The following is a 20,545-nucleotide window of genomic DNA, read 5'->3' as shown; positions in this document are numbered from 1 at the left end:
AGTTTTACTACGCGTGAGTAGTATTGCGTAGGGTAAATTGATTTGTAATTGGCTGTGGATGATAATTTTGTGTTGGTTAAATGACTGAGAAAAATTTAATCATTAAAACAATTATAACTTAATAAATGATGGACACAAAATTGAAAATGCCTTTGGCGAAGGTCTTGCTTATTATCTTGATTTCTGCCTTTGGAAAATTGTATTCCCAAACCAATAATGGGGCTGTGGGAATTAATACTGCTTCGCCCAATTTGAATTCTGTTCTGGATGTTGTTTCAGGAAATAATAACAAAGGAATACTTATTCCCCGACTTACTGAATCGCAAAGGAATGCAATTACAATTAATAAACCCACTGATGATGGTTTAACGATTTACAATACTACAGAAGACTGTTTCAACTACTGGAGTTTTGTTGATGACGAGTGGAAAAGTGTATGCGGACAGTTAGGAAAAGGAGTCTTTACGATAGACTGTTCTGCAACCCAGGCTATGGGCAGTTATGTAAAAGGTAGGGATCTTACCAATTCTAATTACCTAAGTGTGAAAGTAAATGTCACGAAATTAGGGAACTACACGATTTCAGGAACAACCTCAAACGGATATAATTTTTATGGAACCGGAGTATTTTTGAATACAGGAATACAAACCGTACAAATACCAGGACAGGGGAATCCTCAGAATATTCAGACTGATAATGTGGCCCTTAGTGCCAATGGTACAGACGTAACCTGTACACCTCCTGTTTCTATCACAGTTCTTAGCCCTGCAGGATCTTATACAATGAGCTGTGGAAGTGCAACTGTGAATGGGGTTTATAAAGTAGGAACAGCTCTTACAGCTTCCAATACGATTACTTTGCCTGTAAACGTTTCAGCATTGGGCAGCTATACGATTACTACCAATACAGTAGATGGTATTTCCTTCAAAGGTTCAGGAACATTTACATCTACTGGAAATCAAAATATTACACTAGGTGGCACAGGAACTCCATCTTCCACCTCCGTGAAAACAATTACCATTACATCTGATAGCCAGGGCGGTGTATCAACAACCTGCTCTGTGAATGTAATTGTAGTAATACCAGCAAAGAAGTTGCTTGCCATAGGCTTAGGAACAACATACGGATATAACTTAAGTAATACAGGGAGGCCTTCAAATACTTTAATTACTACCAATACCAATTATGGTACACTTCCTGCGAGTACTGTAAAATATGAAGGATGGTCTCAGATTATTGATGGTGGAAACTCTCCGAATACAACCCAATTAAATACCTGGCTATTAGGATCAGCTCCTGTGGATATAGTGGTGATAGGATACAGCTATGGAATGAGCGCTGCTGAATCTGCAATTTTTTTACAATATTTACAGAAAGGTGGTGTTATTCTTTCATTCTGTGAAGATAACGCTGGAAATCAGAATTTCTTCAGAACGATTTTTAATGATCCTAGCCTTACCCAATCAACTACAGGAGGCTCAGGTGATGGTAGAACATACACATTGCCAATCACAGCCGATGAAATTACAAATGGCCCTTTTGGAGATATTCGAGGTAAGCTTTGGGGAGATGATGCTACAGATGTTGTTTATTTTACAGGATTGCCATCTGGTGAGATTAATACGTATTCAAATGCTACCAATGCAAATAATAATACAGGAACGGTTCCCGGTGCTGTTACGGCTTTCAAACATAAAAGCTTCAACCTTGTTTGGGTTGGGGAAGGAGGATTTAATTCTCAAAGCGGAAATACAGGAGATTTGAACTCAAATACAATTTGTCCGTTTATCCTGGATGCAAATAAAAAACCAGTAGCTAAAACTACTTATGGTACTGCCGGAACACTGATTTATAATTCGATATTTACTGCAAATGCATTCGCTTGGGCGATTAAACGAGCAGAATTCAACGGAATTAACACACAATGATGAAAAGTTTTTAAAGAAGACTCCGGTACAATGATTTGTGCCGGAGTTTTTATTTGATATAAACTTTAATTTCTTCCAGAAGTTTTAATATGAATTCTACGGGTAAATCCTCTTCCACATCAATTAAAAGAATCTTAAACTTCTTCCTTCCATCCTGTGTAAGTTCCGGATAATCCAGCTTATCACCATGATAAAAACTCAGGTAATGTTTTTTATATTTTTTGCTATAATAAAAATAGCACAGCATTTTCTTTTTGTATTTGATGAAGGGAAGTCCAAAGCTGAAGGTTTCTGTAATATTTTCAGGATCTGAAGCCAGAATGGTTTCCCGTAAAAAAAGAAGAGTACTTCTTTCAGGCTCTTCGATTCTGTAGAAATACTCTTGTATTGGGTTCATTTTTATATTGATGTAAAAATATTAGTCAAAGTTTTGAAGTTCAACCAGTTTGTTGTACATACCTTTTTTAGCAATAAGGTCATGATGGGTTCCTTGTTCTACAATGGTTCCTTTTTCCATTACTACAATCCAGTCTGCTTTTTGGATCGTTGAAAGTCTATGGGCAATCACAAGGGAAGTTCTGTTTTCCATCATTTTTTCCAAGGCATCCTGTACAAATCTTTCAGACTCTGTATCTAACGCTGAAGTGGCTTCATCCAGAATCATAATCGGTGGGTTTTTCAATACAGCTCTTGCAATAGAAACTCTTTGTTTCTGACCTCCGGAAAGTTTATTTCCATCATCTCCGATATTGGTATCATACCCTTCAGAAAGCCCCGTAATGAATGCATCTGCATTAGCGATTTTTGCTGCTGCAATCACTTCTTCTCTGGTAGCATCAGGTTTACCCATCAGGATATTATTGTACACAGAGTCGTTAAACAATACAGATTCCTGAGTTACCATTCCCAGAAGCTGGCGGTATTCCTGTAATTTCAAATGTTTGATATCTACACCATCAATAAGAATTTGTCCTTCAGAAACATCATAGAATCTTGCTAAAAGGTTGGCAATGGTTGTTTTTCCACTTCCACTTTGCCCTACCAATGCAACGGTTTTCCCTTTCGGAATTGTTAAATCAAAGTTTTTAAGGATCAGATTGGCTTTATCATAGTAGAATCCAATATTTTTGAATTCAATATTTCTGTTAAGGGTTGAAATAGAAACCGGCTCTGCAATCTCTTCAATTTTCACATCTGCATCAAGAATTTCCAATACTCTTTTTAAGGAAGCTTCTCCTTTCTGTACGTTGGAAATGGATGTTGATAAGGTTTTTGCCGGAGGTAAGATTTGGAAGAACATTCCTAAGAAGACCAGAAAGCCTGCCGGAGATAAACTTTGGTCAACAATAATCTGTTTTCCTCCATACCATGCAATAATCAAGAAGGTAATAGAACCTAGAAATTCACTCATTGGCGATGCTAATTCTTTCTTTCTTCCCAAACTCATTGAGCTTGAAATCCATCTGCCCATAGATTGCATAAAACGGTTATCCATGATCTTCTCAGCATTAAATATCTTAATAACTTTTGAAGATTTCAGGGTTTCATCTACAATAGAGAAGATAGTTCCCAATTCATGTTGTGCTTCATGAGAGTCTTTTTTAAGACTTTTCCCAATCAGGGCGATCATTGTTCCCATTACAGGCAGCACCAGTAATGAGAAAAGAGTCATTTCCGGGCTTACAATAAATAAAGAGATCAAAGTACTGATCAACATAAAAGGAGCGTTGATTAGCTCAACTAAGCTCCCCAGAATGCTTCCTTCAACTTCTCCCACATCATTAGACATACGGGACATCATATCTCCTTTTCTGCTTTCTGTAAAAAATGAAACAGGTAATGATAGTACTTTTCTATACATTGCACCACGTAGATCTTTGGTAACGCCTACACGGTAATTGATCAAAAGTAATGCTCCTAAATATCTGAAAATATTTCTTAAAAGAAACATAAAGGCTGTAATGATACACAACCACGCAAGAACTTTCAGAGAACCATGCTCAGCAACTAAAGATTGTATATAATAAGTTGAATATTCTTTTGCATAAGAGAAGAAATCTACGATCTCACCAGAATAAACAGGTTCTTTCTCTTGCTTTTCTGATCCTATAGTGCCAAAAAGCATTCCTAAAACCGGTAAAATAGTTCCCAGGGATGCAATCTGAAACAGGGAATACAGAATATTGAAAAATAAACTTCCGAAAATATATTTTTGATGGGGCCTCGCGAACCTCAGAATTTTTTTATACTCATTCATTCAATGAAAAATTTGGATAGCAAAATTACGTAAAATTAGAAGATAAGACGTTCTTAATCCTGTTTTACTTTAATTGATAAGTTTCAAAATGATGGTTTTTGTTACAACATACTGAAATAAAGTGAAAAAGAAGTGATAAAGACTACAAAACCTGCATGATAAAAACATTGGGTTTTCAGATAAAGCCAAAATAAAACCGCCCAAAAGGCGGTTGTTGTATAATGGTTATATTAATTGAATTTTACCTGATCGTTATATTGAGGAGCAAAGTTCTTAGGATTTAGTTTCTCCAGTGTCTTTCCAAAATTATTGATGATTTGGGTCATATTATCTACGTCTACAATGTTGATATCATCATTTACATGGTGATAGTGAGTTGCTTTAGTCATGTCAACCGTTGAAAATGAATGAGCGATGATCTTCTTTTTTACAAAGCTGACATTATCTGAACGATAGAAGAGTTGTTGCTTTGCATAAGGATCTGCATTGATTTTTAAACCGTTTACAGCCTGTGTATTGAAGAGCTCGTCAAGATCTGAAAAGCCGTCTCCAGTCATGTATAATGCATTTTTCCCCCATTGGGACTCTGTAGCGACCATTTCAAAATTGAAAAGGGCCGTCATATTTTTATATATTTTATCAAGGTTTTTATCCTCAGAAATAGCCTTTGACCCAAGCATTCCTTTTTCTTCTCCATTGAAAGCCATGAAGGCCATAGAAAACTCAGGTTCCTTATCTTTGAAATAATCTGCAATGCCTACCAATGTAGTAATTCCACTGGCATCATCATCAGCCCCATTATAAATATTGTCACCACTTTTTTTATTGGTTCCGATATGATCAAAATGTCCTGAAAAGCCAAGCGTTTTATCAGATTTACCTTTTTTTATACCACAAACATTGTAAGCTGTTTTACCATTATAATCAAAAGGAATAAGGTACGAATTTCCTGTACAGTATTTAAGATTATTTTCTTTGAAAAGAGTGGCAATATAATTAGCAGCATTTTCATTTTCAAGAGTTCCGATTTCCCGGCCCTTCATTTCATCAGATGCTAAAGTGGAAATAACAGTTTTTACTCTTTCTTTTGAAATTTCCTGTGCAAAAACAGATATGGAGAATAGTGATAAAGTAAGATATGTTAGCTTTTTCATAGTCTTTAATTAAAAGTTATAGGATCTGTCGTCTTTTATATTAAAATGTTGCAGGGAAGTTACATAAATTAATTGATCTGAGTAGATTACCGTGTGGAATAGCGGAATACAGATAGATACAAATAAAAAAACAGCTCCTAAAAGGAACTGTTCTCACTCAAAAAATCGTTGTAAGGTTATCGAAGTCTGTCTACAGATTTCACGAGCCTCTCATCTTTACGGATGTATACATTTGCTATAAGCAGACATATCACCGCGATTAATGGGAAAATCGGCTCAATACCCTTCTCAGGAAACTGAATTCCTCCGGATAAGTTTAGCAGCCAGTACGCCAATACACCAATCAACAAAGCGTTTATAATGATGCTGATGGTATTCAGCAAAATTTGTCTTTTTCTGTTTTTAAAACTGAAGACGCTTAATGATCCAATAATAACAAGGATAATGCATCCTATATTAAGTACAGGAATACTGTCGGAAATCACAACATCCTGTCCTGTTATAAAAAGGAAAACAGCAGCTAAAACTGCTAATAAAGTCCATATAGTTTGTATTCTCTGTAGCATTGAATATTAAATTCTTGGCAAAAATAACATAAATTTTGCACAATTCAAAAATAAGTGTAGATTTGCATTATACAATGTACTTGAAAACAAAAGTCACCGGACTTACTTTTCTTACTCACAATTAATTACATTTTTACATTAAATATGTTTAACATAGAAACGTTAAGGTCAAAATCCGTAACGGAACTGACTAAAATCTTAAAGGATTTGGGCGTTAAAGTTGCAAGAAATAGCAATGATAATGACAAAATCTTTGCAATTCTTGACTTTCAGGCTTCCAATCCTAAAGTAGCAAAAGATTATTTCAACGCCACGGAAACCAGCTCCAATACTGAAGAAGCCCCAGCAGAAAAAACGGCAAAGGCTCCTGTAAAAAAAGCTGCTCCAAAGAAAGCCCCGGCAAAGCCTAAGGCAACTGCTAAAGTTCCGGAAGAACCAAAAGTAGAGGAAAAAGTAGAAGAAACAATGCCGGTTGCTGAAGAAGTAAAAGCAGAAGAACCTAAAGCTGAAGCAGTAGTAGCAACAACAAATGAAGAAGCATCTGCCGCTAACCCAGCTAAGAAAAAAAGAAAAAGAGTTTCTCCCAATACAGGAAATATAGAAACTTCTCAGGAAAAACCTGAAGCTCCTAAAAACACAGAACCTCAAGAGCCTGCACAGGCAGAAGAAAAGCCTCACAACCCTCAACAACAACCACAGGCTAACAGACCTCAAAAGGGACACAACCATCCACAGAACAGTGGAAACCAACATAAAAATCAAAACCAACATCAGAATCAAAATCCTAACCAAAATCAGAATCAAAACAGACATTCTGAAAGAGTAGAGGAACAGCAAGACCATAAGAAGGAATTTAATTTCGACGGAATGGTAAGCATTGAAGGTGTTTTGGAAATTTTACCTGATAACTACGGATTTTTACGTTCGTCAGATTTTAGTTATATTTCTTCTCCTGATGATGTGTATGTATCTACAGCACAGATTAGAAATTATGGATTAAAAACCGGAGATACCGTAAAAGGTATTGTAAGGCTTCCAAAAGAAGGTGAGAAATATTTTTCATTATTAAAGCCTACAGAAGTAAACGGACGTGACCTTGCATTTATCAAGGACCGTGTAGCTTTTGAATATCTTACTCCGCTTTTCCCTGAAGAGAAATTTAATCTGGCGGGAAGTGATTCTACAATTTCTACTAGAATTGTTGATTTATTTGCACCTATTGGAAAAGGACAAAGAGCAATGATTGTTGCACAGCCTAAAACTGGTAAGACAATGTTGCTTAAAGATATTGCTAATTCTATTGCAGCTAACCATCCGGAAGTATACATGATGGTTCTTCTTATTGATGAGCGTCCGGAAGAGGTTACCGATATGGAAAGAAGCGTAAATGCAGAGGTAATTGCTTCTACATTTGACGAAGCTGCAGAAAAGCATGTGAAAGTAGCTAACCTTGTTCTGGCAAAAGCACAGAGAATGGTTGAATGTGGGCATGATGTAGTTATTTTACTAGATTCAATCACTAGATTAGCAAGAGCATATAATACCGTAACTCCTGCTTCAGGTAAGGTTCTTTCTGGTGGGGTAGATGCTAATGCACTTCACAAGCCGAAAAGATTTTTCGGAGCAGCAAGAAAGATTGAAGGAGGTGGTTCTTTAACTATTATTGCAACTGCACTTATTGATACAGGTTCTAAAATGGATGAAGTGATCTTTGAAGAATTTAAAGGTACAGGTAACATGGAACTTCAGTTAGACAGAAAAATTGCAAACAGAAGAATCTATCCTGCAATCGACTTAATTTCTTCAAGTACTCGTAGAGATGATCTTCTTCTGGATGAAGTAACTTCTCAGAGAATGTGGATTTTTAGAAAATATCTTTCTGAAATGAACCCTGTAGAAGCAATGGAATTTGTAAATAAAAACATCAAAGGAACTCTTAACAATGAAGAATTCCTGATGTCTATGAATAAATAAATTTAATATTGTTAAATAGAAAGCACGAGTCTCAGGATTCGTGCTTTTTAGTTTTAATAATTTACTGAATGAAAAAAATATTTTAAAATTTAATTCATTCTAAATCAATATATCAATGTTAAAGATTTATTAAAGTAATCCCCAATCTTTGATAATACCTTAAATATTGGCTAATTTTGAAGTATAACATTAAAAATAAAGATTATGTCATTTGAATTACCAAAATTAGGATATGCATATGATGCATTAGAACCTACAATCGATGCAAAAACTATGGAAATCCACTATACGAAACACCACCAAGCGTATATTGACAATTTAAATAAAGCAATCGAAGGAACTGATCTAGCAGGAAAAACTATTGAAGAAATCTGCCAGACAGGAACTGATAAGCCAGCAGTAAGAAACAACGGAGGTGGACACTTCAACCACTCTTTATTCTGGGAAATTTTAACTCCTGGTGGAAGCAATGAGCCAGTAGGAAATGTAAAAGCTGCTATTGAAAACTATGGTGGTCTTGAAAAATTCAAAAATGATTTTTCTGATGCTGCTAAAACAAGATTCGGTTCAGGATGGGCTTGGTTAGTAAAAAATGCTGACGGATCTGTATCTGTTTCTTCAACTCCAAACCAAGATAACCCGTTAATGCCTGTTGCAGACGTTAAAGGAACTCCGGTTTTAGGATTAGATGTTTGGGAGCACGCTTATTACCTAAACTACCAAAACAGAAGACCTGACTATGTTTCTGCATTCTTCTCTGTAGTAAACTGGGATAAAGTAGAAGAATTATTCAACAAATAATTTTCAGCTATTATAAAAATAAAAGGTTCAGAATTTTCTGAACCTTTTTTAGTTTGATATTTTTAAAATTTATCTTTTTATCATTTTCTGTGTAAACACTTCGTTACCGGAATTTACTTTCACAATGTATGTGTTAGATGGTAATGAATGAATATCAACAGCTATTTCTTTTTCATTGCTGAATGACTTTTCAAAAACTACTTTACCATTGATATCGTTAATGTGTAATGATCCTGAACGTACTTTGTCAAGCGATATTATAAATACCCCGTTATTAGGATTCGGTGAAACCTGGATGTTTTTCTGCTGAACCTTTTCTTTAAGCATAGATTTCGTGTTGTTAGGATCTGCATTAAGATCAATACGGTAATCTTTATCTTTTGGTCTTGCAAACTTAGCTGCAGGATTGGAAACATTTGTGTTAGGACGCAAATTCTCACAGTACATGAAATCATATGGAGTATTGATCGTATTTTCAGCATGAATGCCATCATTATTACCTCCAAGAGAGTAAACCAGTTCAATGAGGAATTTGTATTGTCCTGAAGGCGGGTTGGTAAGATCTGCCTGATTTACTGTAAATTCAAACTCATTAGAGTTAGGGAAATTAACCGCAGCAGACGTTGGATAAACTGTGCTTGTTGCGATATCCAAAAGCAATAGCTGAAAGTTTACGATGCTTGCTCCTTGTGGAATTGCATAGTTTCCATTTACATGTAATGGAAAGGCTGTAGGCTCTTTACATGAACGGGTTTGATAGGTGAAATCAACATAAGCTGTGTTCATTTTGCAGATGCTGCTGCTTAGTTCTGCTATTTCTGTGTTGGTTAGGGTAAAGTTTGTTTTATTCAGGTAAAATCTAGGAAGTAGATTATGATCCGGATCATCATTGTATTGCTCAATAGGTCCGTTGTATGAACCTCCACGGCTTGCAATATTGGCTGCAGCTTCTATGTATGGCGAGTAATCACTTACGTGTACCACAATAAATTTCGCATTTCTATCCATTTTAAACTTTGTAAAGGTTGCAAAAGCATTATCCTCATGTAAGCCATTTGGTGGATTGAAGTTAACCAGATAAGATCCACTGCTTAAGCTTCCATTGGCCCTTTCAGCATCGGAGAATAAGACGATCACTAATGGTCTCTCACGATGTCTATCCAACGTTTTTTGTGGACTTACAATATCAGGATGAGGGTAATGATCAAGAGCTGCTCCTATTAAATTAGTTGCATCATGAAAATGATCACCATTTTTTAATCTTCTTGAGAATGTTTGGGCTGTTGCCAGATCATTGGTGAAATTAGATTCTATATAGATTCGTGGAAGAGGAGGGGTCATATCCTTATAGTCTGTTCCGTAATGCACAACAGAAACACGATTATCACGATTGCATTTTAAGACCTGCTCCATAAGTTTCATGGTAGAAACAGTCATTTGATTGAAAGCTACATCACTGATAGAACCACTGTTGTCCAGGCAGAAAATGATATCACTTCCTGTTTGTGAGTAGAGCGGTTTCCAGGATAATAGAATTGAAAACAGGATAAGTTTAATTGTATTTCTCATATTACATTGATTTTGTTAATTTAAGAATTGATTAAATCGCTTATCCGATGATTTGATGTTTACAGAGCGAAATGTCTGTAGGATAGAACAAGGCATGGCTGAAAAGCATGCAGTGCAGGTTGTTTTTTTCATGGTTTTAAATTTTGTTATGGTTAGTAGACACTGGAATATCAAAATTCAGTGATATACAAATATATTAAAACCTGAATAGAAAGTTAAAAATATTTTCAAAAATTAAATAATTGTAGAATTTATTTTTGTTTTTCTCTTTAAATTAATATTTTTGTTAATATGTTTTGATTTTTTAAATGAGGCGGATCAGGTTATCTTCTTACATCGCTTCCGGACAATCCATTCATCTTTAATCCATACTTCCAGCTCACGTACGAAAATACCTGGTAAAGTTTGTACTCGAATTTTATCCCATAATTTTCTCTGGGATTATAATCTATTCCGGATTCTATGATATTTCTATATTTTCCGGTGCTGTAATAGCTATTCCATTCATTTACCAAGAAGGTGTTTTTTGTTTTCAGAAAAGATTCTGAATATTGGCTCATAGGTTTAGCTATGGCATTGAGAAAATAATCAAATTGGGTATCCATAACGGTAAGATCCCACTCTCCGTCATCGTTTTTAGACGGTTTCATCTCATTCTGTTCTTTATCCTTTTTAGAATTGTTTTGCTGTGAAAGACAGCTAAAAGGAATAAGAGCAACAAACAGTATTAGAATAAAGTTTCTCATGACTCAATTATTTATTAAAAAAGCACTCCAATAAGAGTGCCTTTCTGTGTTATTTTTTAATATATTCTTTCTGAATTACGGAAACCGCAGGGAAGTGGTCACTGTATCCTCCAGTGAATCTATCCCCATCCCAAGAACGTAAAGGATATCCTTTCCATTGTCCTTCTTTGTTTACCAGGTAAGCCGGAGCATAGATCTCAGCTTTAAAGATAGTATATGTAGGAGTGATTTTTTCCGGGGAATAAAGGTTTCTTGAAACAATAATCTGGTCAAACAAGTTCGGAGCATCTCTATAAGCAAGAGAAGCAACACCAGCCTTATATAATTTATACATTAAGTTATAATAAGGTGTTTTATCAGATAACTCACTTGGATCACCCACAGCTGCCAAATGTTTTTTCAAACTTGGGCTTACCGGGTCATCATTATAGTCACCCATTGAGAATAACTTAATACCAGGGTTTTCTGCAGTTACTTTGTCCATTTCTTCTTTCAATACAGTAGCAGCTGTATTTCTTTTAGCAAGGGAAATAGCTTCTCCGCCTCTTCTGGATGGCCAGTGGTTCATAAAGATTCCTACTTTTTCTCCATCCAATAATCCGATGGCTACTACAATATCTCTGGTATATTCTCTTTTTCCGTTTTCATCATAGATTTTAATTTCCTTTTTATATGAATCTAAAACAGAAAATCTTCCTTTCTGATAAATAATAGCTACATCAATCCCTCTGAAATCATAAGAGTTAAAATGTACAATTCCATAGTTGCTTTTTGCTAAAGCTGGTTGTTTGATAAGATCTTCAATTACCTGTCTGTTTTCCACCTCAATCAATCCACAGATTGCAGGGTTATCGTTGGTGTATTGTCTTCCAAGTTCGGAAATAACCTTAGCTTCATTAGCTAGTTTTTGGTTATAATATTTTGTACCCCATCTTTTAGGGCTGTTTGCAGTAAAATCTTCAGATAAAAACTGTTTTCTAATAACTTTTTTTCCAATTAAAAGATCATCACTCCACTCCCCTTTATAATCTTCTGTTGTTTCAAGATATTTAAGAGAATCTACGGGTACACTTCTGTGGAATTTAGGATTGGAACGCGGTAAGGTTGCGTCAATATAATCTGCAGAAGGAATTGTATCCCAAAGGTTTTCAACGTTCAGGAATGCGACAGCTGCTCTCTTTACCTGCCTCTGTTGTGAGAAAGCAGAACCAAAGCAAAATAGGGCGGTGATGATTAAATATTTTTTCATATTCTTAGTATATTCAAAAAATGAGGGGGTAAAATTACTAATTTTATATAAGAATAAAGATTAAAATAATCTGAGTTTAATTTAATAAAAGGTTAAGCTTTAGATGGAAAGTCTGAAAGAAATACATGATCATTCATTATTTTGATATTGCGAAGCGTTATTTATTATTTATATAATGCTAAAAAATATGCTGTTTGTTTGGGATTAAAAATACTCTGTCATCATTGTTGAGTGCTTTTCCTAAAATCTATAACCCTTTTTTGTGATTGATTAAAATTAGCCCATATTTTTAGGATTATGAATGAAGGTTAAGAAAAATTAATAGAATAAAGAACTAAAAATGTTTGAGTTAATGAAAATAGTCCTAAATTTGTTGCCCCTTAAATAAAGAAGGAGTTAAAAATAAGTTTATTATGATTAAAAAACTATCCCTAATCTCTTTGTTTACTTTAATGCCTGCCTCTTTTTATTTTGCGCAAACAACTGTTTTTGCGTATGTTAAAGATCAGGATGGTAAGCCTTTAGAGAAAGCAGAAGTAGATCTAGCACAGTCCACCGATGACACGTCTGTGGATAAAATTGGATACTTCCAGTTTGTGGATTTAAAACCTGGCCACTATCTTATTACAGTGACAAAACCAAATTTTGAGTCTAAAATCTTAGAGTTTGATGTTACTGCAGATGAGAAGAAAAAAGATTTAGGTGTTATTACACTTAATTACAACTTAGGATCAGATGCAGGAGTAATAGTTATTGACGACTCAGCAAATGATACTGAAGATGGAGGCTCATCAATGCAGCCTACTGTAGGACTTTTAAGCTCAGGAAGAGATGCTTTCCAGAATGTTTCCGCTTTTGAACTTGGTGCATACTGGTTCAGACCAAGAGGAGTAGACAACAGATTTGAGGATGTGCTTTTTAATGGGGTATCAATGTCTAAAAATGATGACGGAAGAATTGACTTCAACAACTGGGGAGGTTTGAATGACGTTACAAGATATCCATACGAAAATGTAGATAATATTACGCCTTCAGAATATACTTTTGGTAATTTAGGTGGGGTTGTGTATTATAACACAAGAGCATCCAGCTATAGAAAACAAACTTCATTAGCCTATTCATTTACAAACAGAAGCTACCTGCACAGAGCTATGGCTACTTACTCTTCCGGATTAAGTAAAAATGGTTGGGCATTTACCTTCTCTGGAAGTAGAAGATGGGGAGATACAGCGATCCTTGATGGAGTTTATCAGGATGCATATGCTTATTTTGCTTCTATTGAAAAGAAGTTCAGTGATAGGCACTCTATTAACTTAACGGCTTTCGGATCTCCAACGTACAGAGCTTCCAATGCTCCAAACACTCAGGAGGTTTACGATATTATGGGTAAAAATTATAACTCATATTGGGGATGGCAAGATGGAGAAAAAAGAAACTCCAGAATCAGAAATGTTTTTGAACCAATGTTTATCTTAACAGATTACCTGAAAATTGGCAAAAACTCTAATTGGAATAATACGGTTTCTTACCAATTTGGTAGCGATGCAAGAAGTAGGCTAGACTGGTTTCACGCTGCAGATCCAAACCCAACTTATTACAGAAAACTTCCAAGCTTTGGGGCTTTAACGGCTGATGAATTTAGACAACAGTCTCAAATCGATTGGAATTCTTTATATAATGCGAACCGTCTGAATCTTACCCAGATGGATGGTATAACTCCAAGAGGTGCTATTTATACTATTGTAGAAGATGTTAATAAAGATAAGACATTCAATTTCTCCTCTCACTTTGATACAAAGCTGAAAGACAATTGGAAGCTGAACATTAACTTCAACTATCAGAATCTAAAGTCTGATAACTTCAGAAGAGTTAAAGATTTATTAGGAGCTAACTTTGCAAACAACCTTAATGCATTCAACGGTGATGCAAAATATGACGCAGATAATGCAAATACTAGAGTAGGAGAAGGAGATAGAACTCAATACTCTTATGAGCTTACAAGAAATCATTATGCATTAAACGTTTCCACTGAATTAGATTTTAATAAGTGGAATATAGTGGCATCTATCTTCTCTTCATATTCTGAAGCTTACAGAGATGGTCATTTTAGAAGTGGAATTGCAAGATTTAAAGATAACTCTAAAGGAAAGAGTGCAATATATGATGCTTTAGACGCGGGGATTAAAGGTAAAATTACTTATAAGATCAACGGGAAAAACTTTATTGTTTATAACGGAGCATTCTTTAGTTTAGCGCCTACTCTTAATGAAGTTTATATCAACCCAAGAATGGTTGATTATGTAACACCTGGGGTTAACAATCAGATGATCAACTCTAATGATCTTAGTTATATCTTAAGAGGACAGATCTTAAAATTAAGATTATCTGCTTACTATACAACCATTCAGAATTCTACAGAAATTTCAAGATACTATGCTGATGTAAGTGATGGAGAACTAGGAAACTCGTTCAGTACATTGGTGAATGAAGCTATGAGTGGTGTAAACAAAAGATACATGGGACTTGAATTAGGATTTGATGTTAAGGTAACCCCTACGTTAAACGCAGTTGGGGTAGCAAGTATCGGAGAATATAAATATACAAACAATCCTGAGGTTTCTACTTTTGATGACCTTAACGGATTCAGAGGAACAGACTTCTGGGGTAAAGCAAATGTTAAAGATTACAAAGTAGCTGGTACTCCTCAAAAAGCATTCTCATTCGGATTAAAATACAACTCTCCAAAATACTGGTGGGTAGGAGCTTCTGCTAATTATCTGATGGATCAGTATCTTGATTTCTCAGCATTGAACAAGACTCCTTACATGTATATGGATAGAACAACCAATGATCCTTTTCCAGGCGTGACTCCTGAATTAATTGAGCAAATTACTAAACAGAAGAAATTTGACAATCAGTTCATGTTGAATGCTAATGCTGGTAAATCTTTCCAGTTTGGAAAATACAGAATGGGAGTGAGTGTATCTGTAAACAACATCCTGAACAACAGAGATTATGTAACCGGAGGATTTGAACAAGGAAGAAACGTAAACTTTAACGAAGCTCTTATTGATTCGCAGAGAGCAACGCCTTATTTCGGACCAAAACTTTGGTATGACAGAGGAAGAACTTTCTTTACTAATGTTTATTTAAGATTCTAATAACAACTACAATGAAAAAATATAATTCAATTTTAAGATATATTTTCGTTGCGGCTGCGTCTCTGTTTGTAGTAACAGGATGTGTGCACGATGATAAATATGACCAGCCTAATCTTGATGGATACGACTGTGCCGACAAAAAAGGTATTGTAGTGCCATTCGCTGAAGTAAAATCAAAATATATTCCTAACGGAGATACCTACGTTTTCCCAGAAGATAAAACTCCAAATGATGAATCTGATGATTTATATATGGTAGGATATGTTTCTTCAAGTGATGAAACGGGAAATATCTATAAGACAATATACATCCAGGATGCCCTTGAAAATCCTACCCATGGTTTTACAATCAGCGTAGATGCGGTAAGTACTTATACAAAATATCCTCAGGGATCGAAAGTGTATGTTAAACTTAACGGTCTTGCTGTTGGTAACTATGGAACCCTTGTACAGCTAGGTGTAAAATTAGGATCGGAATCTAAAGGTTCTGTATCAAGAATTCCTGAAAAGCTTGTTGGGAAATATATTTTCAGATCTTGTGGTCCGAAAGGAAAAATTATTCCTAAGGTAATGAAGCTGGCAGATATGAGTGATCTTACTGACCAGTATTTAGGATGTTTAATTGAAGTAAATGATGTAGAATTTGATGCAAGAGCATTATGTACTACCTATGCACCAAATGGAGTAACCGTAGATAAAACTATTGGAGAAGGCTGGGCAGGTGGAAAATATGCAAAAACTGCAGTGGTAAGAAACAGTGGATTTGCTTCATTTGCTAATCAACTTATGCCTTCAGGTAAAGGACAGTTTGTGGGAATTTTCAGTAAGTTCAAACCAGGAACTAGTGCTACAACTTACCAGTTGTATATCAACAGAACTGAAGATCTTACCATGAAAACGTTTCCTCGTATAGATTTAATTACTGAAAGTCCTTGTGATTTTAACCCAAGTAAACTGACTCCTAAAACTGTTGCAGATATTAAGCAGCTGGCTGCCGGAACTACAGACTGGGTGCAGATTACAGGAGATTATTCTCTTACAGCTCAGGTTGTTGCTAATGATGAGACTGGAAACATTTACAAATATGTTTATGTAGAAGATGCAACAGGAGGAATCAGAATTAATATGAACAAAACAAATCTATATCTTGACAGCAGATTCAGATTAGGAAAAGATGTAAATATTAAACTTAATAATCTTTATGTAAGAAATGTAAACGGTGAAATTCAGATTGGAGCTTTATTTAGTAACAATACAAAGTTTGGACAGATTGAAGAAGCTGAAATGTACAAATATTTCTTCGATAGCAATACTGCTCCAAGAGCTGTAGTGCCTACAGAAAGAACAATTTCTCAATTATCAATGGCCGATGTCGGAAGATGGATCAAAATCAAAGATGTTCAGTTTATTAATGGAGATTTAGGAAGAACATTAACAGACGGTACTAATGTTACCAGCAGAACCCTTGAGGATTGTTCAGGAAATACTGTTATTTTGAAAACAAGCGGACAGGCTAAATTTGGTAATACCACTCCTGGAGGTTACGAAGTAAAAGGAGGAAAAGGTGATGTTTATGCAGCTTTGAGTGTTGAGAATGGGGTTTACCAGTTATGGATTACCAGATTAGCACATATTGATTTTGATGCTCCAAGATGTGATGGTAGTATATATACACCACTTCCTGTTATTTACAGTTATCCTTTTGCAGCAGGAGGATTTAGTGATGATTGGGTTGCCGTAAACAAATTAGGACCTCAATTCTGGCAAACATCTAATCAAGGAAACGGAATTAATTATTATGCAACGATGAATGGTAACGCAGGAGGAGCTGGTAATAATGTGGCTAACGAAGACTGGTTGATTTCTAAAGCGGTAAGCTTAGCAGGAAAAACCAAAGCTGCGGTAAGCTTTACAACAGATGTGAGATATGCAGGAAATGCTTTACAGGTGTATGCTACAGATAACTATACTGGAGATGTTGCAACCACTAACTGGACTCTCCTTCCAGCAACCCTGGATACGAACTCAAATGCATTTGGAGACTGGGTAGGATCTGGAAATGTAGACTTAAGTGCTTTCTTAGGTAAAAACGTAAGAATCGCATTTAAATATACTTCTACTACATCCGCTGCAGCAACATGGCAGCTTGATGATTTCAAAATCAAAGGACAATAATTATTGTTTATATATAGTAAAAGCCAGCTCGAAAGAGCTGGCTTTTTTATAATGCGAGTGGGATTAACCAGCGTTTTTATATTGTAGTGATAGTCTATAGAAAAGTAAAGAGAATACATAACGCAGCACAGTACTTCTGTAAAAATAGAAATTAAGATAGTATTAATATGCCTTTTAAAGAAGAAATACAAATAGTCTTTATTCCGCGGATTATATGTCACATTAAAGTAAATCAATAGAGAGTACTTATGTTGAATATGAAGATATACCCCATCTAACAGTGTTTTCAGATTATGTGAATACTTTGTCGGACTTTATCAAATAAAAAAAACATTATAACAAATAAAAACCCACTGCTTGGCAGTGGGTTTTATATTACAAAATTATTTATTTAAAAAGAAACCTCATTCACTTCTTTTCCTCTTTGGAAGTTCATCATTTTCTGGCTGCCTTTGTAGGCTATACTCACCAGATTGATTTGCTTCGGAAAAGAACTTAATAGGATTGTATTTTTAATTTTTAAGGTACTGATATCCGAAACTCCTCCGGTCTCAAAATATACCCATACTGTTTCTCCGCTGATCTGACTTCCCGTGAAGGTAATTGTTTTAGGAGCACCATTGACAAATACATCAAAATTATTGTTCACATATTTTTTCACTTCAGCTTCAAATCCTGCTGTGTTAGGATTGATCTTAATAGCGTCCGAGATATGGCTTGTATTCATTTTTGTGGTAAACTTCAATGTCTTGCTTCCATCAATATAATCCACTTTGGTCATTGAAGAGAAAAAGTCTACATACATAAAACTCATTAACACAAAAAATGTTAAAATTCCTGATATATATAAAAGTTTTTTCATCTTAATTAATAGATTTACAATCATACTTGCTAGTTATAGTTCACAAATAATATGCCAATTAAAAGTTTACGTTCACAGAATACTTATCATAAAAAGCTTTAATGTGCGCTACGGCCTCATCAGCAGTGTCTACCACTCTGTAAAGATCAAGATCATCTTCTGCAATCATGCCTTCTTTTAGTAGGGTAGCCTTAAACCAATCTAATAACCCACCCCAGAATTCACTTCCTACCAAAACGATTGGAAATTTACCAATTTTATTGGTTTGAATCAAAGTCATGGCTTCAGTCAGTTCATCCAACGTTCCAAACCCTCCAGGCATTACGATAAATCCCTGGGAATATTTTACAAACATTACTTTTCTCACGAAAAAGTAATCGAAGTTCATAGAATAAGACTTGTTAATATAAGGATTAAAATGCTGCTCAAAAGGAAGGTCAATATTAAGTCCTATTGATTTCCCTTTTGCATTGAATGCTCCTTTATTTCCAGCTTCCATAATTCCGGGACCTCCGCCGGTAATAATTCCGAAACCTAGTTTGGTGATCTTCTCAGCAATTTCCACAGCCATTTCATAGTATTTATTTTCAGGCTTCAGACGTGCTGAGCCGAATATAGATACACATGGGCCAATTTTGGCCAATTTTTCGTAGCCATCTACAAATTCAGCCATGATCTTGAAGACCATCCAGCTGTCTTTGGTAAGTGTTTCATCCCATGTTTTTTGTCTGAAACTGTTGTGTAGCTTTGTTTCGTTACTATCTAATTGAGGGTTTACCAGGCTTTCATCCCTAATTCCATCCATTTCCATTTGCAAAAAATTATTTAAAATGTTTTTCGGCTTCTATTACAGATTCCGGTCTTCCAACATCTATAAGCATGCTGTCATGCAGAAAACCATGTATATGTTCAGTCTGCATCAGATCCAGATATTCTTCCATAACAGAGAATTTGCCTTTTCTTTTTATTTTTTCAAAGATGACAGGGTTGATACAATGAACTCCACTGAAAGCAAGAGCTTTAAATCCTTTATTGAATTCAGCAAGTCTCTGTTCTCCTGTTTGTACATTCAGCCAACCTCTTAGCACCATATCATCATTGAAAAGGAGTTTTCTCGAACTTTCACGGTCCGATACTGCTAAAGTAGCAAAATCTTTTATTTTTTTGTGATATTCTACCAATTCATTAATATTGAGATCAGTTAAAATATCAGCATTTAAAATTAAAAAATCTTCTCCATGATCAAGGAATCTTCTGGCAAAAATCAAGCCGCCTCCGGTTTCCAATAGTTCGCTGGTCTCATCGGAGATTTCAATCTTACAGCCGAAGTTATCATTTTTATTTAAAAAATCAACAATCTGGTCCCCAAAATGATGAATATTTATCACAAAATCCTTTATTCCATAGCTTTTCAGATAATTGATATTTCTCTCCAGAAGGGGAATATCATTTACCTTTGCTAAGGCTTTAGGATGATGATTTGTAAATGGCTTAAGCCTTGTGCCTTTTCCGGCGGCGAAAATAAGAGCCTTCATATTGTATGAGTAATAAATGATTAGTAATGTAATAACGACAAACGAATATTGCCGATTGCTCATTACTGATTACTAATGTTCAGTTGTGGTTGTTCGTCGTGATGAATAGTTATCAGAGTTCCGTTAGGATATTTTTCTCTGATGAATTCAGCAATTTTTATAGCAGAGTATACAGATCTGTGTTGTCCGCCAGTACATCCGAAATTAATCTGAAGATTTTCAAATCCTCTTTCCAGGTAATTATCAATATTGATAGATACAAGAGATTTTATAAGTTCTAAGAACTTAGGCATTTCAGTTTGGGTTTCAAGATATTCTTGAACGCCGATGTCATTTCCGGTTTGAGTTTTATATTCTTCAACTCTTCCGGGATTTAAAATTCCTCTGCAGTCAAAAGCAAAACCACCTCCGTTTCCTGAATTGTCTTTAGGGATTCCTCCTTTCTTATACGAAAAACTGTGTATGTCTATGTGTAGCATTTTCTTCTTTATTTTTATTAACAGGATTTAACCATTAAGGTATTTTAAGTTTTTAAGGTAAGTTGTATGAAGTTCCAAAATACTATTTTT

The 20,545-nt window shown here is 35.2% G+C and carries 16 protein-coding genes; 5 read left to right on the top strand and 11 right to left on the bottom strand.

Annotation, left to right across the window (positions count from 1 at the left end):
• Positions 1–125 precede the first annotated feature (125 nt).
• Entirely contained in the window at positions 126–1,928 is a 1,803-nt protein-coding gene (locus tag BLS98_RS06920) for a hypothetical protein (RefSeq protein WP_089734927.1), read from the top strand.
• A gap of 49 nt (positions 1,929–1,977) precedes the next feature.
• On the opposite strand, the gene BLS98_RS06915 is transcribed toward BLS98_RS06920, so the two are convergent.
• The 4 genes from BLS98_RS06915 to BLS98_RS06900 all read right to left on the bottom strand — a co-directional run bounded on the left by BLS98_RS06915 (position 1,978) and on the right by BLS98_RS06900 (position 5,905).
• Positions 1,978–2,325 carry a DUF1801 domain-containing protein gene (locus BLS98_RS06915; RefSeq protein ID WP_089734925.1) on the bottom strand — a complete coding sequence of 116 codons (348 nt, stop codon included), beginning with the start codon at positions 2,323–2,325 and terminating at the stop codon, positions 1,978–1,980.
• A 21-nt stretch (positions 2,326–2,346) separates the two neighbouring features.
• Positions 2,347–4,185, bottom strand: a complete 1,839-nt coding sequence (locus BLS98_RS06910; protein WP_089734923.1) for an ABC transporter ATP-binding protein — start codon at positions 4,183–4,185, stop codon at positions 2,347–2,349.
• A 230-nt stretch (positions 4,186–4,415) separates the two neighbouring features.
• The gene (locus BLS98_RS06905) at positions 4,416–5,339 is read right to left on the bottom strand and encodes a M28 family metallopeptidase (RefSeq protein WP_089734922.1); all 924 of its coding nucleotides are present in this window, start codon (positions 5,337–5,339) and stop codon (positions 4,416–4,418) included.
• A gap of 176 nt (positions 5,340–5,515) precedes the next feature.
• Positions 5,516–5,905: a DUF4293 family protein gene (locus BLS98_RS06900; protein WP_089734918.1), complete on the bottom strand. Its 390-nt coding sequence runs from the start codon at positions 5,903–5,905 to the stop codon at positions 5,516–5,518.
• 144 nt (positions 5,906–6,049) lie between these two features.
• On the opposite strand from BLS98_RS06900, the gene rho reads away from it, so the two are divergent.
• Positions 6,050–7,879 (top strand): transcription termination factor Rho, encoded by a 1,830-nt coding sequence (gene rho / locus BLS98_RS06895; RefSeq protein ID WP_089734916.1) that lies wholly within the window; start codon positions 6,050–6,052, stop codon positions 7,877–7,879.
• A 204-nt stretch (positions 7,880–8,083) separates the two neighbouring features.
• Positions 8,084–8,680 carry a superoxide dismutase gene (locus BLS98_RS06890; RefSeq protein WP_089734914.1) on the top strand — a complete coding sequence of 199 codons (597 nt, stop codon included), beginning with the start codon at positions 8,084–8,086 and terminating at the stop codon, positions 8,678–8,680.
• Positions 8,681–8,749: 69 nt separating this feature from the next.
• Here BLS98_RS06890 and BLS98_RS06885 read toward each other — a convergent pair whose 3' ends face one another.
• From BLS98_RS06885 to BLS98_RS06875, 3 genes are all read right to left on the bottom strand, one after another.
• Positions 8,750–10,249 carry a T9SS type A sorting domain-containing protein gene (locus BLS98_RS06885; protein ID WP_089734912.1) on the bottom strand — a complete coding sequence of 500 codons (1,500 nt, stop codon included), beginning with the start codon at positions 10,247–10,249 and terminating at the stop codon, positions 8,750–8,752.
• 323 nt (positions 10,250–10,572) lie between these two features.
• Positions 10,573–10,995: a DUF6146 family protein gene (locus BLS98_RS06880; protein WP_089734910.1), complete on the bottom strand. Its 423-nt coding sequence runs from the start codon at positions 10,993–10,995 to the stop codon at positions 10,573–10,575.
• Positions 10,996–11,044: 49 nt separating this feature from the next.
• On the bottom strand, positions 11,045–12,244 hold the full coding sequence (locus BLS98_RS06875; protein ID WP_089734908.1) for an endonuclease/exonuclease/phosphatase family protein: 1,200 nt from the start codon (positions 12,242–12,244) through the stop codon (positions 11,045–11,047).
• 413 nt (positions 12,245–12,657) lie between these two features.
• Between BLS98_RS06875 and BLS98_RS06870 the strand changes: the two genes are divergently transcribed.
• Both BLS98_RS06870 and BLS98_RS06865 read left to right on the top strand, forming a co-directional pair.
• A complete protein-coding gene (locus BLS98_RS06870; RefSeq protein ID WP_089734906.1) occupies positions 12,658–15,405 on the top strand; it encodes a TonB-dependent receptor in 2,748 nt (915 codons plus the stop codon).
• Positions 15,406–15,416: 11 nt separating this feature from the next.
• Complete coding sequence (locus tag BLS98_RS06865; RefSeq protein WP_089734904.1) at positions 15,417–17,579, top strand: DUF5689 domain-containing protein; 2,163 nt, start codon at positions 15,417–15,419, stop codon at positions 17,577–17,579.
• A gap of 391 nt (positions 17,580–17,970) precedes the next feature.
• Here the strand turns inward: BLS98_RS06865 and BLS98_RS06860 are convergent, their stop codons facing one another.
• The 4 genes from BLS98_RS06860 to BLS98_RS06845 all read right to left on the bottom strand — a co-directional run bounded on the left by BLS98_RS06860 (position 17,971) and on the right by BLS98_RS06845 (position 20,455).
• Complete coding sequence (locus BLS98_RS06860) at positions 17,971–18,441, bottom strand: DUF6702 family protein (RefSeq protein ID WP_228425469.1); 471 nt, start codon at positions 18,439–18,441, stop codon at positions 17,971–17,973.
• Between the two features lie 58 nt (positions 18,442–18,499).
• Positions 18,500–19,252, bottom strand: coding sequence for an LOG family protein (locus BLS98_RS06855; RefSeq protein ID WP_089734901.1), 753 nt, complete (start codon positions 19,250–19,252; stop codon positions 18,500–18,502).
• A 10-nt stretch (positions 19,253–19,262) separates the two neighbouring features.
• Positions 19,263–19,976, bottom strand: a complete 714-nt coding sequence (locus tag BLS98_RS06850; RefSeq protein WP_089734899.1) for a nucleotidyltransferase family protein — start codon at positions 19,974–19,976, stop codon at positions 19,263–19,265.
• Between the two features lie 62 nt (positions 19,977–20,038).
• Positions 20,039–20,455 carry a RapZ C-terminal domain-containing protein gene (locus BLS98_RS06845; RefSeq protein ID WP_089734897.1) on the bottom strand — a complete coding sequence of 139 codons (417 nt, stop codon included), beginning with the start codon at positions 20,453–20,455 and terminating at the stop codon, positions 20,039–20,041.
• Positions 20,456–20,545: the final 90 nt, after the last annotated feature.

It is taken from the genome of Chryseobacterium jejuense, assembly GCF_900100075.1.
In the GTDB taxonomy this organism is placed as follows: domain Bacteria; phylum Bacteroidota; class Bacteroidia; order Flavobacteriales; family Weeksellaceae; genus Chryseobacterium; species Chryseobacterium jejuense.
Note: the sequence above shows the minus strand (reverse complement) of the source record. Positions and strands in the feature narration are given on the sequence as shown.

What these genes read in the sequence shown, in the direction of transcription:
- BLS98_RS06885 (WP_089734912.1), bottom strand. Translation starts at nt 10,249, where the DNA reads ATGAGAAATACAATTAAACTTATCCTGTTTTCAATTCTATTATCCTGG.
- rho (WP_089734916.1), top strand. Translation starts at nt 6,050, where the DNA reads ATGTTTAACATAGAAACGTTAAGGTCAAAATCCGTAACGGAACTGACT.
- BLS98_RS06850 (WP_089734899.1), bottom strand. Translation starts at nt 19,976, where the DNA reads ATGAAGGCTCTTATTTTCGCCGCCGGAAAAGGCACAAGGCTTAAGCCA.
- BLS98_RS06880 (WP_089734910.1), bottom strand. Translation starts at nt 10,995, where the DNA reads ATGAGAAACTTTATTCTAATACTGTTTGTTGCTCTTATTCCTTTTAGC.
- BLS98_RS06900 (WP_089734918.1), bottom strand. Translation starts at nt 5,905, where the DNA reads ATGCTACAGAGAATACAAACTATATGGACTTTATTAGCAGTTTTAGCT.
- BLS98_RS06905 (WP_089734922.1), bottom strand. Translation starts at nt 5,339, where the DNA reads ATGAAAAAGCTAACATATCTTACTTTATCACTATTCTCCATATCTGTT.
- BLS98_RS06875 (WP_089734908.1), bottom strand. Translation starts at nt 12,244, where the DNA reads ATGAAAAAATATTTAATCATCACCGCCCTATTTTGCTTTGGTTCTGCT.
- BLS98_RS06910 (WP_089734923.1), bottom strand. Translation starts at nt 4,185, where the DNA reads ATGAATGAGTATAAAAAAATTCTGAGGTTCGCGAGGCCCCATCAAAAA.
- BLS98_RS06920 (WP_089734927.1), top strand. Translation starts at nt 126, where the DNA reads ATGATGGACACAAAATTGAAAATGCCTTTGGCGAAGGTCTTGCTTATT.
- BLS98_RS06860 (WP_228425469.1), bottom strand. Translation starts at nt 18,441, where the DNA reads ATGAAAAAACTTTTATATATATCAGGAATTTTAACATTTTTTGTGTTA.
- BLS98_RS06870 (WP_089734906.1), top strand. Translation starts at nt 12,658, where the DNA reads ATGATTAAAAAACTATCCCTAATCTCTTTGTTTACTTTAATGCCTGCC.
- BLS98_RS06915 (WP_089734925.1), bottom strand. Translation starts at nt 2,325, where the DNA reads ATGAACCCAATACAAGAGTATTTCTACAGAATCGAAGAGCCTGAAAGA.
- BLS98_RS06855 (WP_089734901.1), bottom strand. Translation starts at nt 19,252, where the DNA reads ATGGAAATGGATGGAATTAGGGATGAAAGCCTGGTAAACCCTCAATTA.
- BLS98_RS06890 (WP_089734914.1), top strand. Translation starts at nt 8,084, where the DNA reads ATGTCATTTGAATTACCAAAATTAGGATATGCATATGATGCATTAGAA.
- BLS98_RS06865 (WP_089734904.1), top strand. Translation starts at nt 15,417, where the DNA reads ATGAAAAAATATAATTCAATTTTAAGATATATTTTCGTTGCGGCTGCG.
- BLS98_RS06845 (WP_089734897.1), bottom strand. Translation starts at nt 20,455, where the DNA reads ATGCTACACATAGACATACACAGTTTTTCGTATAAGAAAGGAGGAATC.